The 20,072-nt window shown below is 44.7% G+C and carries 22 protein-coding genes and 2 pseudogenes; 3 read left to right on the top strand and 21 right to left on the bottom strand.

The features are described 5' to 3' along the window. Positions 1–72 precede the first annotated feature (72 nt). The 14 genes from W01_RS09945 to W01_RS09880 form a co-directional block, all read right to left on the bottom strand. On the bottom strand, positions 73–504 hold the full coding sequence (locus tag W01_RS09945; protein ID WP_173054300.1) for a hypothetical protein: 432 nt from the start codon (positions 502–504) through the stop codon (positions 73–75). Beyond that, the gene (locus W01_RS09940; RefSeq protein ID WP_242007083.1) at positions 501–1,874 is read right to left on the bottom strand and encodes a 4Fe-4S binding protein; all 1,374 of its coding nucleotides are present in this window, start codon (positions 1,872–1,874) and stop codon (positions 501–503) included. The genes W01_RS09945 and W01_RS09940 overlap by 4 nt, the downstream gene beginning before the upstream one ends. Beyond that, the gene (locus tag W01_RS09935; protein WP_173054296.1) at positions 1,849–4,464 is read right to left on the bottom strand and encodes a fused MFS/spermidine synthase; all 2,616 of its coding nucleotides are present in this window, start codon (positions 4,462–4,464) and stop codon (positions 1,849–1,851) included. Before W01_RS09935 ends, W01_RS09940 begins: the two co-directional genes overlap by 26 nt. 738 nt (positions 4,465–5,202) lie before the next feature. Beyond that, positions 5,203–5,592 carry a hypothetical protein gene (locus W01_RS09930; protein ID WP_173054294.1) on the bottom strand — a complete coding sequence of 130 codons (390 nt, stop codon included), beginning with the start codon at positions 5,590–5,592 and terminating at the stop codon, positions 5,203–5,205. After that, positions 5,589–5,837 carry a hypothetical protein gene (locus tag W01_RS09925; RefSeq protein ID WP_198421280.1) on the bottom strand — a complete coding sequence of 83 codons (249 nt, stop codon included), beginning with the start codon at positions 5,835–5,837 and terminating at the stop codon, positions 5,589–5,591. Before W01_RS09925 ends, W01_RS09930 begins: the two co-directional genes overlap by 4 nt. Before the next feature lie 2 nt (positions 5,838–5,839). Beyond that, positions 5,840–6,904 (bottom strand): formylglycine-generating enzyme family protein, encoded by a 1,065-nt coding sequence (locus tag W01_RS09920; protein ID WP_173054292.1) that lies wholly within the window; start codon positions 6,902–6,904, stop codon positions 5,840–5,842. Then, entirely contained in the window at positions 6,905–7,375 is a 471-nt protein-coding gene (locus W01_RS09915; RefSeq protein ID WP_173054290.1) for a hypothetical protein, read from the bottom strand. It lies immediately after the preceding gene. After that, positions 7,372–7,860, bottom strand: coding sequence for a cytochrome c (locus tag W01_RS09910; RefSeq protein ID WP_173054288.1), 489 nt, complete (start codon positions 7,858–7,860; stop codon positions 7,372–7,374). Before W01_RS09910 ends, W01_RS09915 begins: the two co-directional genes overlap by 4 nt. After that, the gene (locus W01_RS09905; protein WP_173054286.1) at positions 7,857–8,135 is read right to left on the bottom strand and encodes a hypothetical protein; all 279 of its coding nucleotides are present in this window, start codon (positions 8,133–8,135) and stop codon (positions 7,857–7,859) included. Before W01_RS09905 ends, W01_RS09910 begins: the two co-directional genes overlap by 4 nt. 42 nt (positions 8,136–8,177) lie before the next feature. Then, entirely contained in the window at positions 8,178–8,498 is a 321-nt protein-coding gene (locus tag W01_RS09900) for a hypothetical protein (RefSeq protein ID WP_173054284.1), read from the bottom strand. A 233-nt stretch (positions 8,499–8,731) separates the two neighbouring features. Further along, positions 8,732–9,397 (bottom strand): hypothetical protein, encoded by a 666-nt coding sequence (locus tag W01_RS09895; RefSeq protein WP_173054282.1) that lies wholly within the window; start codon positions 9,395–9,397, stop codon positions 8,732–8,734. 17 nt (positions 9,398–9,414) lie between these two features. Further along, entirely contained in the window at positions 9,415–10,377 is a 963-nt protein-coding gene (locus W01_RS09890) for a cbb3-type cytochrome c oxidase subunit II (protein ID WP_173054280.1), read from the bottom strand. Between the two features lie 35 nt (positions 10,378–10,412). Continuing rightward, positions 10,413–11,822 (bottom strand): cbb3-type cytochrome c oxidase subunit I, encoded by a 1,410-nt coding sequence (locus tag W01_RS09885; RefSeq protein ID WP_242006932.1) that lies wholly within the window; start codon positions 11,820–11,822, stop codon positions 10,413–10,415. Between the two features lie 79 nt (positions 11,823–11,901). Next, positions 11,902–12,102 (bottom strand): hypothetical protein, encoded by a 201-nt coding sequence (locus tag W01_RS09880; protein ID WP_173054278.1) that lies wholly within the window; start codon positions 12,100–12,102, stop codon positions 11,902–11,904. Positions 12,103–12,682: 580 nt separating this feature from the next. Here W01_RS09880 and W01_RS09875 point away from each other — a divergent pair. After that, positions 12,683–14,140, top strand: coding sequence for a hypothetical protein (locus tag W01_RS09875; RefSeq protein WP_173054276.1), 1,458 nt, complete (start codon positions 12,683–12,685; stop codon positions 14,138–14,140). An 11-nt stretch (positions 14,141–14,151) separates the two neighbouring features. On the opposite strand, the pseudogene W01_RS09870 reads toward W01_RS09875, so the two are convergent. After that, a pseudogene (locus W01_RS09870) lies at positions 14,152–14,502 on the bottom strand (IS30 family transposase); the annotation flags it as partial. A gap of 76 nt (positions 14,503–14,578) precedes the next feature. On the opposite strand from W01_RS09870, the gene W01_RS09865 reads away from it, so the two are divergent. Together W01_RS09865 and W01_RS13935 are read left to right on the top strand one after the other, a co-directional pair. Continuing rightward, positions 14,579–14,977: a helix-turn-helix domain-containing protein gene (locus W01_RS09865; protein WP_173054272.1), complete on the top strand. Its 399-nt coding sequence runs from the start codon at positions 14,579–14,581 to the stop codon at positions 14,975–14,977. A 145-nt stretch (positions 14,978–15,122) separates the two neighbouring features. Beyond that, complete coding sequence (locus tag W01_RS13935; protein ID WP_198421279.1) at positions 15,123–15,620, top strand: IS630 family transposase; 498 nt, start codon at positions 15,123–15,125, stop codon at positions 15,618–15,620. Positions 15,621–15,644: 24 nt separating this feature from the next. Here the strand turns inward: W01_RS13935 and W01_RS09855 are convergent. The 6 genes and pseudogenes from W01_RS09855 to W01_RS09830 form a co-directional block, all read right to left on the bottom strand. Then, a pseudogene (locus W01_RS09855) lies at positions 15,645–16,273 on the bottom strand (IS30 family transposase); the annotation flags it as partial. A gap of 897 nt (positions 16,274–17,170) precedes the next feature. Continuing rightward, the gene (locus tag W01_RS09850) at positions 17,171–17,557 is read right to left on the bottom strand and encodes a hypothetical protein (RefSeq protein WP_173054268.1); all 387 of its coding nucleotides are present in this window, start codon (positions 17,555–17,557) and stop codon (positions 17,171–17,173) included. 397 nt (positions 17,558–17,954) lie between these two features. Continuing rightward, complete coding sequence (locus tag W01_RS09845) at positions 17,955–18,437, bottom strand: hypothetical protein (RefSeq protein WP_173054266.1); 483 nt, start codon at positions 18,435–18,437, stop codon at positions 17,955–17,957. Positions 18,438–18,443: 6 nt separating this feature from the next. After that, positions 18,444–18,890, bottom strand: a complete 447-nt coding sequence (locus tag W01_RS09840; protein WP_198421278.1) for a TlpA family protein disulfide reductase — start codon at positions 18,888–18,890, stop codon at positions 18,444–18,446. 89 nt (positions 18,891–18,979) lie between these two features. Next, positions 18,980–19,492: a cbb3-type cytochrome c oxidase subunit I gene (locus W01_RS09835; RefSeq protein ID WP_198421277.1), complete on the bottom strand. Its 513-nt coding sequence runs from the start codon at positions 19,490–19,492 to the stop codon at positions 18,980–18,982. A gap of 19 nt (positions 19,493–19,511) precedes the next feature. After that, positions 19,512–20,069: a c-type cytochrome gene (locus tag W01_RS09830; protein WP_173054262.1), complete on the bottom strand. Its 558-nt coding sequence runs from the start codon at positions 20,067–20,069 to the stop codon at positions 19,512–19,514. Positions 20,070–20,072: the final 3 nt, after the last annotated feature.

Genomic DNA, 20,072 nt, shown 5'->3' with positions numbered 1-20,072 from the left:
AACAATACCGAAAAAAACAGATTAATATATTTTACATTTGTTCCCTGCGGTCGGTTAACCGGTATATGCGAATTATTTTTCTGCATTGAGTTCATGAGATTGTTTTTTTTTATTTTTATCTGAATCCAGCGTACCGCCAATTGAAGATCCATATAGATTTACCATGAAACGAACAAAAGCGCTTCCGGCAGCAACATAAAATAAAGCGATGATGAACCCCCAGTCCACCCAAGGGCGCTCATCACCCGGACGGAGACCCCAAAAGGGGAAACTCAAACCCACCGCAACCAGTAACACCGCAACAGTGACTCCTACAAACCAGTAGGGTATCTTTTTTTGCGACTCAGGAATAGTTTCTACCAGCTCCCAATCTTCAAGCCCACGTTTGGCCATACGTTCTTCATCAGAAGCATAACCAAAATGGTCATCCGGCTTCTCACCCCAGCGCGGCTCATCTACTTGCGATAAATCTCGATTTTTTTCACTTATATCGCTGGCAATCATAATTTTCTCCTTTGTTCGGAAAAATGTTGAACAGGGAATCGGCCCATCCAGGTATCACCTGCAGAAACTTCAACTACAACAGAATATAAACCTCGTGGCAAATTCTGCGCGATAGAAAGAATAAGCGATTCTCGCCCGACCGGTGATAATTTAACGTTTTCAGCGCTAAGCTGATAACTGCCCGGTGGCAAACCTAACACACGCACATGCAACTCCGCTGAGTGATACAGTTTATTAGAAAGCGCAATGCGATATTCTTGAACCGTGCGACCCTGCTGGATATCCGCATTGCCCACTACTACATGATAAGGTTGATATGACCATAATCCCCAAATAAACATCACCGCACCTAATACCACAAAGGGAGACGTCCAACCCATTCGGGCAAACAAAGAAATTGCGACACCCCTAAATTTATTTACACTTTTATTCGGGCGCTCAAGCATATCGAAACGTAATAACCCAGGAACTCCTTGTTTATTATGTAAGCGATTGCAAGCATCAACGCAATCGCCGCAATTGATACAACTGTCATAAATATCAGTTTTACGCGGATCCAGATCGATAAAACAAGAAGTGACACAATAATTACATTTGACGCATTCATCACTGCGGCTGGCATCGTATGCTATATGCAAAGTCTGCTTGGTTTTAAACGAATGCATCCAAACTCTGTAAATACAGGCGTAGCGACACCAAAAATGTCTTATTAATGCAATATCTATGAAAATGATCACGACACATACTGCGTAAATCCAATGCAGTGATCCTGCCAACTTGGTATTTTCTTGCAGTGTTACAAAAGACCACACCACACTTGGCTGATAGAAATAAAATAATGGGATTAGCGCAAAAAACATAGCTCCTCCCAAAAATGCAACGCCAAGCAGCATCCAATTCATGATTTTATTCTTGGCGCCCGCCACACGCGGCGCTTCGCCAGTCAAGCTTACCTCGGCATGTTTACCTAATAGTTTGTGCGTAAGATTGTTAGCCCACTCGGCCATACTATTTTGAGGACAAACCCAGCCGCAAAACACAGTACCTGCAGTCGAGTACAGTAACACCAAACTACTCGCCAAAAAGAGCCATGCCCCGGTTACCAAGGAAAAATCAGCCAACCAGATCTGTCTATCAAGCACAACAAAAGCGGCCGCACCCGGATCAATTCGGAATAGGCCACTAGCCGGAATTAGTACAACAAGGATCAAAGCCAGCATCTGCACCAATCGCCGCTTCCAACGGAATTCAGAAGGAGCTGGCTTGGAACCTACAACCGTGCCGATAACCTTAACTGGAATACTGGAAATGGATTTATACTTGACGCCGTTGGCCATAATTAAGTTAATTTCCTGTCGTATTTGCTTCACGGTCAAGCGGACTCAACTCCAGCAAGCGCACACGGCTCAATTCCGCATGCACATCACCAGCATTCCGCTCAATTCGCCACAATGCACGCACCGCTTCTACGTGATATGGATTAAAACGCAAAATTTTCTGCAACGCCTCTTTTTCACTCAAACCATGCTCGCGCGCTTGTGCTAAAGATGAAAACATATTATCAGCCAACGCATAAGCAATCCAGCGATCTTTTGCATTCGCCTCATAAGCCAGGTGCGTCAGCTGATTAGCCTGTTGCGTTGCGCCACGCGCAGCCGCAAGCCAGCTTCGCGTCATCAGCTCGCTGGCTACGTAAGCACGTTCGAAAGTCTCTTTATCGTGGTCACGAATACCAAGCAAATTTGCAGCAGCTTCCATTTTCGGCCTGGTTTTAAGCAAAATCTGTAATAATTTTGGCACATCTAATTCACCAGCGTAGCGCGCGCGCGGCAGGCGAAATTCAATCACTGGCGACCACTCGTCTTGCACCTGCTCTTGGCTAACCGGCAGTGGCCCCCAATAGCGTCCGAGCCAAGTCCACCCCCCTTCGCCTGCAGTCACCTCATCTTGTTGTTCCAAGGACAAACGCTGCAAATTAAGCAACAACCCCTGCGCGCCCATAAATTTCTGCTGTGGGCCAACCAAGGCTAGATGCATTCCATCGAGAAATATTTGCGCATCTGGAAAAACCCGTCGAAAGCTATTAAAAATTACGTTCAAAGATTTATTGTCGAGTTGATTGAGTGCCAACCACTGAACAAATAGTCCATTTTCACCTAAGCGATTACGCACGCGCTGAAATTGCTGGACTGATAATAAAGAACTTGAACCTGCCAAATCCGGATGAAACACGTCACCTATTATGACGTCGTATTGATCCCGGCTCGCGCTTAAAAAATGCCGTACGTCGTCACGTTCCACTTTAGTTTGACGCAACACGTTGCGATTTAATGGGGCAAACCAACTCGCTGCGGAATCAATCGCACCCTGTGATAGTTCAACAGCACTACGCTTTAAATTTGGAAACGCTAGCGAACCAGCCACAGAAATTCCAGTACCTAGCCCGAGAAATAGCACCGAACGAGGCTGTTCGTGTAACAGCAACGGAAGACGTGCTTGATTGGACTGCACGAACACCGCCGTAGGATCAGTTGAAGCATCCATTCTCTGTAAGTCAGTCAACAACACACGCTGCCCGTCTTGTTGCTCCACCACATGAGTCATCGAAATGGCGTCTTCGTAAAAATATAAATCCCTGCTTCCCGCTTGCGCCTGCGGCAATAACATATTAACTGGCGGTAACTTTACAACTGGCCATGCTGCCATTAAAAAAAACGGTACAGCAAGCCAGGCGGTACGCGACTGCGCCCAAGTTAAACCCACAATCAACAATACCGAAGCTGCCATCGCCACCGTAGCAGCGCTGCCCCAAAGCGGAATCAATACCACTCCGGCAACTATCGCACCGAGCGCGGCACCCAATGAATTAGCTCCATACAACCATACCCCACCGCCATTCGAGCGGCCGTTTAATAAAGGTAGCCAAGCTCCAAGTGCCACGGTAACTGGCAGAGTTACCAGCACGAGTAGTAGCCCCTGCATGCTCAATGCTTCAAATAAAGAAGCAAACTCAGCTCGCTCCACCCATGCCGAAAGTGCAGGTAACAACCACAAACTTAATACGGTAAATCCTCCAGCAACAATGGGTAAGATTACAAACCATGCCTGCCTGTGCTGGCGTGGCACGATCAAGCTGCCAATACCGATGCCCAACAGGAATGACGCCAGAATCACTGCCAACACGTACTCGGTGCGTAGCATCACCATGCCGAACAGGCGCGTCCAAGCTATTTGCAAGATCAGACTTGCCGCACCGATTGCAGCATAAGCAAGCAGAAAAGTTAGACGTGGTCGGTTTGCTCTAATATTTTTCTCTGTAATCTGCGCGGTGGTATACCGCAATGAAAACACCAACAGCGCAACAACTCCAACACATCCAATCGCGGCCACCACTCTGACTGCCCAGACCCAACCCAAAGCAGGCAGCAACCAAAGTGGTAACAGTGCACCACAAGCAGCACCTAGAGTATTTAAACCGTAAATCTTCCCCAGTCGCTCCGGCCTATTTCCCAAAGATACTAAAATCAACGGAAATCCTGCCCCCATAATAAAAGCTGGGAGCAGCAACAAACACAATGCAACACTAGCAATAAGACCATACCATTGAAATAACGAAAGTTGAGCCGCCGCACCTTCCATTCCCACCGATGTCATTTGCAGAATCAGCGGCAAGAGTAAGGCGTAAACAGCAATACCCCCTTCCAATGCAGCAAGCAACAACAAGGGTCTTTTGATTTGGGAAGCCCGATGTACCGCAAATAAACTTCCCGCTCCCAACCCTCCCATAAATGTGGCGACAGTCAGTACCACCGCAAAAATACTCACTCCGAATTGCAAAGAAAGTATGCGCGCCCACAGCACTTCGTATGCCACGCTAGTCATACCAAATAATCCATACAGCACTGCCAGCGGCCAGTAACTACGTTTTTGGATTAATGATTGTAACTCTTTCACCAACATGAACTAACCTTAATGTACAGTAATATAATTAAAACAAATGTTGATAGCTGCGCAAAAATGTGCAGTTTAAATTGTTAAGTAACCACTTAGTATTATCCGCATAATTTCCAGTGAGCTTCATATAAACGGCCATAGGTCTAACTTTCCCGCAGTGGAACAACTTGCGGTAAGATAGCCCTGAAAATTACGGGTGTCCGCATGCGTTTGCTTTAATCGTCTGGATTCCCCCGACAGCCGCATTGCTGATGCAATGGCGAGCGCAATTTAACACGCTCTGTAAGTGCAAGTGCAGTATGCGCGTTATTTTTTGACTGGTTCTAAGACTACGAATCGCGCTGACCACCTACTCACAAAGTATCGCTGCGGTGTAGCGATACCGCCAGAATTCGATAAATCTTCTTTGATACACCCAACCAGGCTGATCTTGAATTTCATCTGATGCAATGAACGAAATACCAACGCTTCAGCACTGCGGCTATAAATGTACTCTGCAAACGACTTTCTCCGCTTAATCAAACGAAAATGCATCTACTATCACAACAAATTCATCTAAAATCCAACAAGCAAGACAGTGGGAGCAGGATAAAAATATCGTTCAATACGCACAAGCGCAACGCTCAAAAAACTAAAAAATATCAAAGCATGGGTAAGTATTTCATTGAAATTTTTTGATACGCAACAGATACGGAGCGGCTAAGCATCGACAAAAATAAAAGGCCACATCGTTCTATAATTGCATTAGAAGGGATAAAACCAAATAACACCCACAATTGCGTGTACAAAAGCCAGTGTGATAGTAAGCCCGGCAGAAATCATATGTAGCACGAATACTTGCTTACCATATATTCCCATAGCAATACCCAGCGCGCCAGTAATTAGAAGCAAAATTAACAGTGGTACACCCAACAAAAACATGGTCAAATGTTTTTTTTGGATGGTTGAAGGTCTATCTGTTTTAATCTGGCTGGCCTGCTGTTCAAACGCCTCCATCACCTTAGAACTATTGCCTTTCTGATCGTTATCCTCAGCTCGCGCGATTGGTAGAGCAAGCATTAAAAATAACACCGCTGTAATCAGCCAACATGCCAATAGATATGGATAAGAGCCACCCTTTGCACTCGCCATCATTTATCATTCTCGACTGAAACTGCCTGCTGCTCTTTCGGATCGGTTTTGTTTTCCGCGTAATGCCATGTCAACACCGCAATCAGAATAAAAGGAACAAAAAGTATACCTAGCAGAAATAAAAAAATAAACCAGAGCGTATCAATATGCACGTGAAGAAAACGGTAGCTATCCACTGCATAGCTCATTTTTGCTGAAGACAATGTGAGACCAAGAAACATTCCCAGGCGCCACAAAATTTTGAGCACTTTCACTCTTTTTTGCCCTTTACCTCGATATTACTTGCACAGCGGAAACCAAAAAAATCGGAAGCGTAGTTTGCAAAAGCAAAATTTCGATGAAATACTGCGGAGGAGAATGGATCCCCCTTCCATGAGCCACCACGCAATACTTTATAGCTTCCTCCAGTCGGCACAATGTCAACCTCTTTTTTATTTGTCGCCCGCACGACTTTTCCTTTAAACAAATCCGACGGCGCGTCAGATCCAGGATAAGGGACAAAATCATCCGCTGTCCACTCATTTACGTTACCCGCCATATCCATTATTCCATATGGACTAATTCCATTTGGATAAGCATTCACGTTGGTTGTCGAACCCACATTGTAATAAGTATTCAACCGCTCCGGTTCCATCTTGTTACCCCACGGCCAACGCCGACCATCTGTTCCGCGCCCGGATTTTTCCCATTCCGCTTCAGAAGGGAGTCGCTTACCTACCCACTTAGCATATGCTGTTGCATCATGCCAAGACACCATAGTAACGGGGCGCAACATTTCACCTTCAGGAAATTTTCCTTTTTTCCAGTTCAGCGGAGGACGGTGTGACGTAGCGACTACAAATTTGGCATATTGTGCGTTAGTTACAGGATATTTATCTATCCAGAAAGCAGGTAATTTAACTGTATGCTGCGGACGATTTTGTACATCTGCACGCTCTAAATCTGTACCCATCGAAAAAGCTCCCTCCGGGATTAATACCATACTATTTATTTCGAGCCACTCTTCTTTAGAGAGCAAACTTTCAATTTCTGTAGCACTATATCCTGCCGCATGATTTTTTTCGGCCTCATGCTCCCTATGCAATACCAAATCTTCACCAGCAGCGCGTATGTGTAATAATTCATCTTTCAATTCGTAAGTTGCACGCGTGCGCATTTCACCCATATGTTCAAATCCCTGATTCACTACATACAGAGTAATTCCAATTGCTAACAAGACAAAGCAAATTACAAAAGTAGCGGATAAGTAACGTTTACGACGTGCATAATCTACAGCAGGAAGTACAGTTTTTCTGTTCGCAGAAGTGACTGCCATCTAAATATCACTCTCTCTGATATCAGAACGTTGCTTATGTAAAAGATCTCGAGGGCTTCTTCCGTAAGTGCCTTTTACCATAATTTCACCCATAACCCCACCGAATGCAGCCGCAGTCATAACAACAGTTACAAGCAAACCCCACAGGCCAAAAGGAATTAACGATGCATCTTCCGGAACTGGATTTAAATAAACACTTTCCACGTAACTAATTGATTTAACGATTAAAGGAGGGAAATAACATAGCCATTTGCCGCCAAGTCCAAAAATAACAGCAACCAATACGCCAACAAAAAAAGGCAACACCAGCATATCTATAACCCACAGCCCATTAAAGTCAAGAATGCCACGAAATAACTCGATTTTTACCCCAAGTAAGCGGTCGCCAAAGTAATTCAGCGAACAACCCATGATAACGGCCACGACCCCGCTTAAAAATCGGGCTTTGGTCAAAAGCGGCAGTTTACTCATGGACGATATTCTTGACCTGTAAGTATTTCATGTTCGGCTTTACGTGTTTCTTCGAGATACCAATCTTGCACCTTCAGGTTTGCCATATAGCGTGCCAAAAGTCGTCGTTTACTTTCCGGCAGTTGTGCATAAGATGGCATTTGATATTCCCTCTTCAAACGGGAGGGCAATATTGCCTGAGGATTTATGGCTGAAAAATACTGATAAAACCAGTCTTCGCTGCGCAAGGAACCGATGCCATCCAGTATTGGGGCGGGAACAGCTTTCATCAGATCACGAACCGTCCACAATGAATGACAACTTTTACAATTTTGCTGACGATAAATATCCATAGCAGCACGTTCGAGAGTAGCTGATGCAGTGCTGTAATAAGGAATACCTTTATCGACTTCCTGAATAGTATTGAGGCGCCATAAATTACGCCCCATAAAACCTATAACCACAATTACAATTACTACAAAAACAATTTTTTCGCCTAGTTTCATTGGGCCTGTTGCTTTTCTTTTTCCTGACGCTTTAATACACGCTCCCGACTTTGTATCTGTGCAGCATTCACCTCGCGACTTTTGGCATATTCTTGGGGTGACATTTTTTCTTTATCGTCTTCATCAAATACGAGATACTTAATGTCTTCATCAAACTGCTCATTCTTCATCCCCCACCTAATCCAATAAATAACAGCAATAATAATAAGTCCACCAACAATTAGCCAAAGGTAAATAGACCATCCATCATCCAACGATTGCAAATAGTTTTCCATATTTTCTCCGTCGATCGTTAGGTAACAACCCCAATAGACAATCTAGTAAAGATTTCCGCCCAGCATTTGCAATCCGCCAAAAATAACTGCAACTATGATGCCCACAATTATCAGGGCAAACATCATTTTTTCGCCAGTCCTCATCTTTTTTGGCGCATGATTTCCGAACATCACCATATATACGATGCCAGAAAACACCAACACTCCCAGCAACATAAAAAAAAACACACCTGTGCTAAATTGCTGACTGCGCATCCCTTCTATGCTTAGATCTAATTTTGGTGAATATGCCGTGCTAGCTAACACATTTATAACACTCACTACATTAAACCCTTCAAGAAATGAATAAATAATTATCTCCATTCATATCCTTGTAAAAAAGAGTATGCCGCCTTTACGGCGGCATACCTTGCTCGTTTAGTTTGCAACAGCAACTAGCTATTTTTCGAGCTTATTTGAGGACTTTTCTTATCATAATGATCCACAAAAAAACTATAAAAATATGGAGCCAAAAATCCAATCGCCACTACTCCCGCCATTATGGGGGGTCCATAATCAAAATCTATCATTTGATGCCTCCTGAATATAATTATAAATTAAACGTTATGTCGTCTATCACCGTGACGAGGATCACTATCGTGATGGCGAGGCTGCCACTGATATGGTGGTAACCGTTTCACTGTGACTGTTACACCAAGAAAAAACATCGTAAGATAAAACAAGTCAATCGTGTACCCCTTATCCCACCAAGGCTGTTGGCGCTCTCGTTTGCCATTAGGGCGATAATTGCCCTCAAAATTAGCAATTTTCACCTCTGGCCCTACAACAGTGTAATCCTTAAGATCCACATCTGGGAGCTTCATTATTTCCTCAATTTGAGGCTTGATAACACGCAAATCATCCATACTAACTGGATGTCGACCTTGCTGAGCGTTGAACGGACTGCCTTTATTAATTTCAACAATACGCTTCATTGCAGCATCATCACCCTGGGTTTCTTGTATCGACTGAATTTCAGGAGTGTCCATAGCTTTAATATAATCAACGTAAATAGCTGCTGTTGGACGCTGCCCCCAAAGAGGAATAGTAGTCAGGAATGCCGTTACGACTGTTAAAAAGACAAGAATAACAACAGGTACAGGCAAACGATTGTTATCCTCTGTCATACCACCAAGATCCTCAGCTTCCCAAAGTACTTTACTTCGTTCTACAGTATTATCAACTGACAAACTAACCAGTGGAGCATTAAAAACCCAAGTCATTTTATGTCCCCCTTAAATTATTTCAGATTTACAACAAAATCAATCAATTTTCGAATTTCACTATCTTTAGCATACATAGGCACATCAGGAGGGGTAGTGATTTTACCTTCCCGATACTCATCGTACTCAGAACGCCATTTTTTGAAATCAATTTTTTTACCATCAGCATCAACCTCGCCCCATAAATAATCAAAACGCGGCATGATGGAATGCGGTTGCACTAAACGCGGATTAAAGAAATGCAGCATCATCCACTCTCTAGACGAATTGCGCGATCCTACATGCAGCAAATCTGGTCCTTTGCGGTCAGATCCAAACGCAGTGGGAGATTCCCCATTAAAATCACCCAACATCGGGGGAGCACCAAACACCTGCCAATCTTGCGTTTGTTCAGGCAACAATGTATGACACCACCAACAACCTTCTCGTACAAACATGGTTTTTCCAGATCCGGCGTGCAATATATCTGAATCTACAGCTTGTTTTAAAACCTCATCTGGAGTCCATCCCTTCGTGGCTGTCGCATTTTCCATATAAGAAAGTGGCTTGTCCTCAAAAGTCAGCAATTGGTCACTCTTCTTAATCAGGAATACAGCACCGCTCTCCTTTTTCGCTTCTGTTATGCGACCTTGCTTGACACTAAGCTCTTCAACTCCTTTACCCAGGTTAGCAGTATGAGTCACTCCGTTCGGCAAAGACGTTCCTGCAGGATATACATAAGCATACACCGGCTCCATCGGCTCACCGGTTTTTGGATCTTTTCTGACCAGCACTTTCAATGGCTTATTCAACCCTTTCAGCACTGGATCTGCAATTTGCCAGCCCGAGTCCCACCCCGAAGTCAATTGCTTATCTAGGCCGACCTCAGAGCTAATTGAAGCTGCGAGATCAAAACTTGGAAAAAACAATGTAATACTCATCGACAACCCAAATGCTAATCCAAACGCTCTGGAACCAATCCTATACTCTCTAAAATTCATTATTTCCTCCCAGATCCTAGCTTAAAGTTACAAGTTTAACGTTCGTAGGCCAATTCATGTGGCATACGTCCGGCCGGAATAACAGTACCTTCACGCGCAGTCATCCACATGTTGTATAGCCAAAGAATGGTTGAAGAAAATACCATGGTACCACCTAACCAACGAGCGATCATATAAGGATGCTCGGCGATCACGACATCGATGTATGGCACCTCGTAGATTTTACCAGCACCCTGAATTAACCCAGCAATCGTCATTGATATCCAATAGGTGCTGAATCCAATTAACAACAACCAGAAATGCAGGTTTCCTAACGTCAATGAATACAGCTTGCGCTTCATCAATGTTTGCAGGCCAAGATAGACCGCTGCAGCCTCAAGAAACGTTGAGAACCCCAACAAAGCAAGATGCGCGTGTGCCACCATCCAACCTGTGCCGTGAATATACCAGTTGATTGATCGTGTTTGCTGGAAACCACCTTGCATGTTGAGTGGGATAGCCAGCAATACGCCGACCACAGTAAAACGCACCTCAAGATTCTCGACAAACATGTTCCACTTACCCTGCATGGTCAAGAGTATGTTCGACACAAATGCAATCGCTGGCACCAAAATCAAAACACCCTCCACTGAAGCGAAAGATTTTAGCCATTCAGGCAAGGGGGCAGACATTAAATGATGCGCGGCCGGGGTGGAATAAAACACAACAATCGACCAAAAGTGTAAGTGACCTATGCGGTGAGAATACAATGGATTACCAGTCACCTTTGGAATAACATAGTAGGCAATCGCTGCAGCAACGGGAGTAATCCACAATCCCAAAACGTTATGCGCAAACCACCAGGTCATGTAGGCCTCGGTCAGGCCTGTAAGATGAAAATACTCCGGCAGATTTCCAACCAAGAACACGATAATCAACATGAAAGTTGATGCTGCAAAAAACCAATTAGTCGTATAAATACCTTGGGTGCGACGTTTTATTATGGTCATCCATACATTAACCGCCAATGGAATAGTTATAAATGCAGCGACAGCAAGATCCAGCGGCCATGGAAAATCAGAATACTCGCGCCCGGAGGTCACTCCCATCCACAATAGTGTCAAACCTAAAGCCAAGGAGACATTCCACATCATACAATTCCACAAACCAAGCTTCTCTGACCACAGCCTAGTATTCCCCAGTATCGGCGTGATATACATCATCGCCATTGCAAATGCCATCGAAATCCAGCCAAAAATTACTGCTAGCACGTGCACTTGACGCATATGACCGAAGGCAAACATTTCCGTCCCTGTTACAAAATCAGGGAATGCAAGCTTAGCCGCATTAAATGATCCCAACCCAGTCCCGATTACAAACCATAAAATGGAAGAAAACCCAAAGAAAATCGCCGCCGAACCGACCGGGATAGCCTCATTTTTGGCAAACAAATATTTAAGAATCATGCTGCATCTCCTTTTTTAGTTCTAGGCAGGCTCAATGGCTACTGCAATTAGTGTTATTCCCACTATAATTTCAACGATTTTATTTTTTTGATGTTTTATGCGGCACTATCGAAGCTATTTCTTCAGAAATTATTTCGCCCACGGTACCTCCCACCGTGCTCCCCAAAACATCACCATCCGGCAAATGAATACGTTTATGCGGCATTAATACATACCACGATAACCACATACTCGAAAATGCCAAGAGCATACAGCACACCCCCGCTATTATTACAAGCATATTCCCCTCCTTATTTAAGGTCTCAGTTTTCAAAACAATCATTATTTCGCAAGCGAGCTCCAATCTTAAGCATGACGGGAATTCTCGACCGTATCGTGACGCTTTAAAGCAAGCGCCAACATTAAAGTAAACGCAAAGCCAAATACAAACATACAGAAACTCATAAAGCCATTAAATGTTGTCGGTATATATGAACCAGCACCCACTCCACCCCAATCTGCGAATCCTCCACGCCCCATCCAGCACATAAGGGCAGCTCCGAACACGCTACCATTACCCATGCCCGTTACAAATCCCGCAACTATAATAATCCAAAAGGATCTAGATGGTATTGACTTTCTCTGCATTATATATTTCCTCCCCGGTTTTTCTAAAATATTTAGATTGTTTACTAATTTTTAAGCGGAACTCGGATGTTTTCAAGCAAATTTACGCTGCAACCGAATTCCTTCTGGTAAAAAAATAGTGTAGATACCAGTAATTACTAAATCCAGTGATATAAAAATGCAGTGGTATAATAAAACCCTACGCTTAACCTTGTCAAGGCATAGCACACTTAAACCAAACAATAATATTGATCATGAACATTAATAACTTCCTGTCGCGTATCCCTCTTCGTTACTGGGGATATCTTTCGTTGTCATTATGGGGGGCAGCGATTCTTTTTTTGTTGCGCCAAGACCTTTACAATTTAGATGAGGGCTCGGCCAAATCTCTTTTATTGGTATGGTCAATCGCTGATCAAGTGGCAGCTTCAGTTGTAACTTTTGGCGCACCCGATTTACGCGCATTGTTGTTTTTACCTGTGGCGTTTCTTTGGACAGGCAATGTTTTTGCAGCCAAAATTTTCACTACTCTCTTACTAGCATTTGCTATTTGGTTACTTTATTTATGGAACCGGCGCAATGTAAATGCTGAAAGTGCTTTAATTGCCAGTGGCTTACTAATTATATCGCCATTGATGCTGGAACAAATTGATACACTTTCTCCCGGCATTTATTTGTTGCCAGCATTTGCATTAGGCAGCTGGCTGAATGCGGAATATCGAGCAAATCCTAGCCCGGGTGGTGGTTGGTATTTTTCCCAATTACTGGTCAGCGCCTTCAGCGTAAGTTTGCATCCCATTGGCCTAGCTTACCCATTATCACTGCTTTGGTCATGGTACAAAGATCCCTTAGATCAAAAACAACAGAAATATTTTTTTATCGGTATAAGTTTTGTTGCTCTCTTTACTTTACTTATCTTGAGAGGCTGGAATTACGTCGAATGGTTTAAAAATCCTATTAAAAACCTTACTATTTCTATACTTGGATCATCTTTTGAAAGTGGGTTATCCGCTGTCAGCTGGATAGCGGGAGGACTCATGGTTGCGGGGCTCGTAATCGTCATAATCAAACAATACCGCAACCTATGGTCAGACTTTACTGGACGCACTTTTCTTATTGGGTTGACGCTAGGAATTACAACCAGTGATTCCGCTTGGGCTACAATTGCGTTAAGTCTTATTTTATATTTTGGAATTCCTTTATTATTACAATCGCGACAAGTTCGTGCGGGCGAAGGATTTATACAGCAACGTGGCTTGATTTTGCTATGTATTATCATTCTTTCCACAGTCTTTATGCGGGCGGATAAAACCCACTACGAAATTCGACAGTCCGGCATCCTATCTGACGAGGATAAACTGATTCATTTTCTTGTTGGAGAAGCTGAAAATAACCGTAAAATCGCCGAAGAGGACACAAGCGGTACAAATCCTGTTCCTTTACGTGTTGCCAGTCAATGGCCAAGCCGTACCATGATCGCATGTAAATGTGATACTTTGCCGTTACCTCCAGCGGCGAGGGATCCGCAAACTCAGCTCACCATGCTGCATAGTATTACCCACTTATTATTCAATCCACGGCACGCCAGCAATACAGCACTTGCCCGGAATCTATCTATTTCTGGTGGAGGACTCATTGAAACTATCGCATTACAACCCGGCGGAGTGCTTTTACATTTCAAAAAAATAAATACACCAACCAACCTAAAATAATAATGGCGGATTCAAGTTCGAAGTGCAACAACTGATGTTGGCTTGGTGTAGCGCACCTCTACCCCAAATAGTACTTCATGCGGTGATCTGAAACCCAGCACTTTGCGTGGCCGGTGGTTGAGTCGTTCTACCGCTCGCTGCACTTGCTCCTCGGTAACGTCAGTCAACGCCATGCCCTTGGAGAAGTACTGCCGCAATAACCCATTACTGTTCTCGTTCAGACCTCGCTCCCAGGAACGGTAGGGGTGCGCGAAGTAGATCGCAGTCTGTAGTTCTACTGCGATGCGTGCATGTCCCGCAAACTCGTTGCCGTTATCGAATGTAATGGTGTGGCATTGGTCTTTATGGGGGCTCAGCAAACTCGTTGTCACGGCCGTTATTCAATTTATACATCAATAGTGCAAAATTACCTGATCGAATAAACGGGGGAGGTAATTCATGTCACGACCACCGCGAGGCCAGGATGTACTTGCTATCGCACCCCAAGCCATTGCTTCAGCGACGACGATTGAACCGTTACGACAAGCACAGGCAGTGGTCTTGCCCCTTCAATACGGCATGAGTCTGGAGCAAACAGCACAGACCATCGGATTGTCCAAAGGTTGGGCGTGCCGTTTGCGCAACCAGTTCATTGAGGGCGGAGCCGTAGGCAATAAAGGCAAGTCGGTGCGCGGAGGGCGACACAGAGAGCACTTCACCCTTGAGCGCGAAGCCGAACTGCTCAAACCGTTCCTGGAGTCTGCCCGTATGGGCGGTATTTTGATGGTCAGCCAGATCAAGCCCCAACTCGAAATAGCGCTGGGGCGGAAGATGGCGCTGTCATCGGTGTACAAATGACTGCATCGGCACAACTGGCGCAAACTTGCACCTGACAAAAGGCATCCGTAAAGCAATCCTGTAGCCCAGGCAGACTGGAAAAAAACTCCCCCAAACACTCGCCGAAATCCGTCAGGACTGGGCCAAAAACGAACCGATCTGACTGATGTTTCAAGACGAGGCGCGTTTTGGGTGCATCAACGACGTGCGTCGGTGTTGGGCTCCCAAGCCCGTACGACCACTATGCCAAGCGATGCTGACCCACGAGTACACCTACGCCTACGCGGCAGTGGAGGTCAAAAGTGGAGAGCTCGATTCTTTGATCTTGCCATACGTCAATACCGCCTGTATGCAGTTGTTTCTCGATGAGGTGGGCGCGCGCCACCCCAGCGACAAAATCGTAATGGTGCTCGATGGCACCGGCTGGCACGCCAGTCGGTTACTCAAACTACCACAGAGCATGAAACTGTTACCTTTGCCACCTTATGCGCCTGAGCTCAATCCAGTCGAACATGTGTGGGATGAATTGCGTGAGAAGCACTTCCATAACCGCGTCTTCGATAGTCTTGATGCACTCTGGAGGATCAACTCGAAGTGGCCCTGCTACCTTCGAGAACAATGCGCCAATGGTCAAGTCCATTGTGGCTTGGGAATGGATTATTAATGCTTTATTGAATTAAAAATGGAATACACCCTCGGCATGTTTGCTGCGTATGTGCCCCGTCAACACATAGCGCGACTTCCTTTCAGCCAGGGTAACCAGTCCACCTTTGTGGTTCTTGCCGATGACGGTTCCCCCTCCCAATCTCCCATGCGCGTCTTTTGGCCCACGATTTCCGGACGTTCATTAATGCTGACACGGTTCTTGATCATGTCTCGCCGCTCTTGCCCGCTCGCATATCGCTTGCGGCGTGGTTTCTGGCTTCGCAAATGTTGGTGCAGGTCACCTCCATCACGTTTGTCTGCGGTGACATGTCGGTAGATCGCCTCATGGCTGATCTGCAGTTCGCCTTCCAATTCAAGCCGATTGGCGGCTTGTTCTGGGCTGAAATCTTCCCGGATCAACCTCTCGACTTCCGCCCAGCTCTCCGATGAGAATTGCTTGCCATTGATACAGGTTTGCCGGCGCTCATCACGTAATGATTGCGCCTGCTTTAGCCGCCAGCCACGTTGACCTTTGTTTCGCCTGAACTCTCGTGAAATCGTCGACTTGTCCCCGCCCATCTTTTCGGCAATCCGAGTTTGATTCAAACCCGCTTGTTTCAATCCGTAAATCTGATATCGTTGTCCGCTGGTGAGTTGCTTATATTGCTTCATCTGTGCTCCTTTTACTTGGTCGTTTAAGTGGCTCCGATATTAACGCAGCTCGCCACTTAAATTCACTTACAAAAGTTGCACTTCAGTGTTGAATCCGCCAATTAATAAATTATGTGCGAATGATGTGACCTTCCAGAAATAATTTTCTGACAATTCTTACGACGTCGAGAATTTAAGCCTAGCCGGATTTAGTCGACTCATCCCACAATTAGAGAAAAGTTTAATTTAACAATATGAATAAGCTAATTCAAGAAATTATAATTTATTTGATTGTCGCTCTTAGTTCTCTATTCATCATGAGCTATGCTGTACATATGCTGGTTGGTGGCTTGGTTAGCAAGAAAACTGAGTACTTGCTAATTATAATCACTTGTATCATTGGTGTAGTGGCTATAGGATTTATGGCTTGGGATGTAGCAAAACGCCGCAAGGGCCTTAAATAGCAATTTCACACACAGCTTGAGATACTAACAACCTACCGAGTAGCTGGTTGTATGGTGGCAATGCCACCACCGATTCATAACGGGCCCCTGACTCAATCCCGTTGAGCGTATGTCGTACCATACTCAAATTTAGACGGTACTGCCCCCAGTGCCCATACTAGAAGATTGGGCGCCGCAATGTCTCCCCGCAAAGAAGATTTTCATTACTATCCGGCTTCTTCCGCCAATACCACGTCCATGGACACACCTACTGCGATGACATAGCAGCTCTGCTTCACTGCAATCTCGAATTTGGTCGCGATAAAATATTTTCAGGAACGTCCGCTGCCTCACGACGTTCCGTATTGCTCACCCAGCTTGGGAAAATAAAGATAGAGGACGGTAGTGTTAATATGCGATAGGAAAGCTGCCCTGAACACTTGCCAATGACACGCTGATTGTCACTTAGCAAGGACTAGGACTCTACAAGTAGGGCACCTGTAAAAATAACCAAGGCACGCACCAGCAACAGTGCCTTACCTTGTGCACGGTGATCGATGCGCACGCTGTTATCACTACGCAGCAAACACAGAGCGGTTTTAACTTGCATTACATATAACGCATACATCATCACGAGCATCATGAAATGTATCCACACTAAAAATGAAGTCAATTCGTTTTCCACAATCAAACGCCGATACCAATCCTTATAAAGATAGAGATAAATCGGCATCCCCAAATCAAACAAGATTACGGAAGTCATTATCAGTACATGAAATGTACGTTGCTTAGCGTATCGAAACGCAGCTAACATAAACACATAGGTAACCAGTGCAGCCCACACTGTACCTGCCGTTAGCATATTTTGCTCTGTCCACGCACCTTACTTGTATTCTCCATCAGTTCTTCTAAGCAATTCTAACTGCGATATATTTCATAAAGATAATACAGAACATGCGTGATTTTCATCGATGGGGGTGATTTGATCTTGCTTTACACATTCGCTTCTGGCGAAAGAGGCTGGTTGCCGTAAGGTTTATAATCGCTTTTTGCTTTTACCTCACGCTTATCCAGCTTGCTTCGGTGCTTAAACTTGCTCCTGCTCAACGATAAACCACGCTTAGTGATGCTCTGCCGTATCGATGGCAAACGGGTAGTGCATGTTCATTTGATCCGCTTGAAGCAATTTATAAAAATATTCAACGTATTTTTTATAACAATATTAATTGCGCTATTTCTAATGGTGATTGGTCGGTTTTTTATTTTTTAATTGGGGGAAAATCCGACGGACTGCTAGCTAATTTGAGCATTTCCTGAATTGCTTGGTAAGCTTCTAAATTGGAAAACTGTCCTTTATGAAATACAAATTGCAAGCGTTCATCTAATCTATTCAGTCCCGCCAGACCGAATGAACGGCCTGAGTAATCCGCGTATATTCGCAAGTCTTTCACCAACCCCACTTGCTCTCCATTGCGCATAATAATTTGAATTCCCTGCTTACCTATTTCAATTGCGATAGGCGCAGTAGGTAGTAACATTAACCGGGTTTTCAATATGCGGTTGGCGCCAGCGATAAAAAAGAAACTGGCCAGAAACGAAAACAAATATGCCAAACTGACATCTCCACCATACCAAAATTTAAGCACCATTGACAGTAAAGCCACCACTGTAGGAACATACAACAGTAAATCCCACATCATGCCTTTGCGGTCTTGAACTAAATTGAAACGCGTATCGCTCATACTAGATCAACCCGCGTGACTTTCTGTTCCCACCCTGAGGATCTTTTTAATTCCCGCTTCCATTTCGCCATGCAACATGCGTCCTGGCTGAACACCGCTAACGACACCTTTATCATCTATAAAGAAAGTCCAAGGATCACCCATCACACGATATGCCTTGAATGCTTGCGGATTTTGGTATTGATCCATATGCAAAAAAAGTACCTGAGTTTGATATTTTTCCAATAACGCTTTCATTATTTGCAATTGACCATCGCACACAGTGCAATGGCCTGGTGTGGCAAACTCCAAGACGATAGGTTTATTGAGCGCCAATGCTTTATCCAAAGAGTATTGGTACATGCGCGCATCTGGCTGACGATATGTCGTCATTTTGCTCATGTCCCCGCCGACATCTACCAACGTTTTGGTGGGCAAACTTGGCGCTAGCATACCCTTCTGCAACATTCCCATTGAAGCTCCACTCATGCTCCATGCAGAAAACTGTTCGCCGCAACCACAAACAAAGCAAGAAACAACGAGCAGCCATAATATTCTTTTGCTCACTTGGATCGGTCCCATCCGTTACAAGTACGGTATATATTATATCCCCAGATAATGTTAGCCAGTAAAACCACGCTACCGAACATTCCTGCGAGTGACATGAAGCGTGATGCCACCGACTCTCCGTCGTCCTCAATAAAAATACCAATCAGCCCCGCAGAGCTGAAGAAAACCACGACCCCCAACAAACCAAGGTTATGCATCCAGAAATGGATCTTGACCAAACGCAGACTGTAGATGGAACGCCGCACCAACCTTGGAATAAGATAATATACAGCGCCAAAAATAGCCATTTCCACCCATCCCAGCAAATTAATATGGGTATGCCCTAAAACGATCCTGTGGCCGGGTATCCCGCTATTAATAAAGTGCCTAAAGGTGGGAACCCCGCCCATCAACGCTCCCCAAGAAAAACCAATTATGCTGTAAATAATGCACGCATAAATAAACCACAATGTATATTTAGTATATTCTTTATCCTGAGTCCAAGGCTCATTTAGTTCCTGCATCATACTAATTCTCTTTCGCTTTTCATTTCACTTCTTCACGTACATCCTTATAATCAGATTTCCAGCTATCTGGCGCCCACATCCTAACCATCTCATCAATAAACTTAGACTCTCCTCCCACAGGAGGAAGTCGCGACGCATTAGACCCTGGATTGGCTCGTAACTCGGAAAGAAACATAGCGATCGCCTGCAAATCCGCAGACGGCAATTTCGCTACGAAAGCAGCTCCTTTAAGAGGGCCATGATCCATCGTCGCTCCAGGATAAGATGCTTCAGGGTCTGTTAGAAACTTGTTAAGGTATTCAAGGGTACGCTTGGAACCGATACCGTCGAGAACCAACCCCATATTTGTACCGTTACGCATTGCACGGTGACAAATAGTGCATCCCGCTGTACGAAATAATTCTGACCCGCGCATACCTTTTGTGGAGAATTCATACTGGAGTACTGGGTACATCGGCTTATCCAAACGTGATCTGACAACCTCTAGCACCAACCAACTAGCAAAAGCCATAATGAAAATCAGTGCAAAACCCCCAAATAGCAATTTTTCTCCAAGCTTCATATTGCTAATTGCCATGCT

The organism is Candidatus Nitrotoga sp. AM1P (assembly GCF_013168275.1).
Classification (GTDB): Bacteria; Pseudomonadota; Gammaproteobacteria; order Burkholderiales; family Gallionellaceae; genus Nitrotoga.
Note: the sequence above shows the minus strand (reverse complement) of the source record. Positions and strands in the feature narration are given on the sequence as shown.